The sequence below is a fragment of the Faecalibacterium sp. DFI.5.82 genome, from assembly GCF_029076575.1.
GTDB classification, from domain to species: domain Bacteria; phylum Bacillota; class Clostridia; order Oscillospirales; family Ruminococcaceae; genus Faecalibacterium; species Faecalibacterium duncaniae.
On the sequence record NZ_JARFIS010000061.1, the window covers coordinates 1 to 475 of the forward strand.

At 55.8% G+C, this 475-nt stretch carries 1 protein-coding gene; it reads right to left on the bottom strand.

Features of this window, described 5'->3' with window-relative positions; all coding sequences use genetic code 11:
• Window positions 1–166 precede the first annotated feature (166 nt).
• A partial coding sequence (locus P0G09_RS15560) for a DUF6465 family protein (protein WP_275253102.1) occupies window positions 167–475 on the bottom strand: 309 nt, incomplete at its 5' end.

Consider the following 475-nt stretch of genomic DNA (forward strand, 5'->3'; position numbering starts at 1 on the left):
TCGTGGCCCGCGCCGTGCACAAGTTCCTGAAGTAAGAGCCCGCGTTCCGCGTCAGGGAAGAGCGTATGGTTTTGTAACATTGTAAAACAAAAGACCAGAACTGAACTGCCACTTGGCAGAACAGCTCTGGTCTTTTTCTGTGCGATGAAAAACAGAAACGCAGTCTTTACAGAGGCAGCTTGCCGCCGACCTTGTTGACGACATAGTAGGCGGCCTCTTCCTCAGGCTTGACGTAGATCTTGCAGGACTGCTCGCCCACTTTGTGGGTCAGGCGGTAATCAGCCTTGGCGCGGTCCACAAGATCGGGGATGTTATACTGCTTACCGGCAAATTCAACGTAGATCTCAGGGGAAAGCGGGGGACGGCCCTTGTGGGCGGTCTTTTCCGTTTTGGGGGCTTTCTCCGTTTTGACAGCGGACTTTGCGGTCTTGCGTGCGGGCATTGCCTCGGCTGCGGGAGCTTCTGCAGCGGCAGG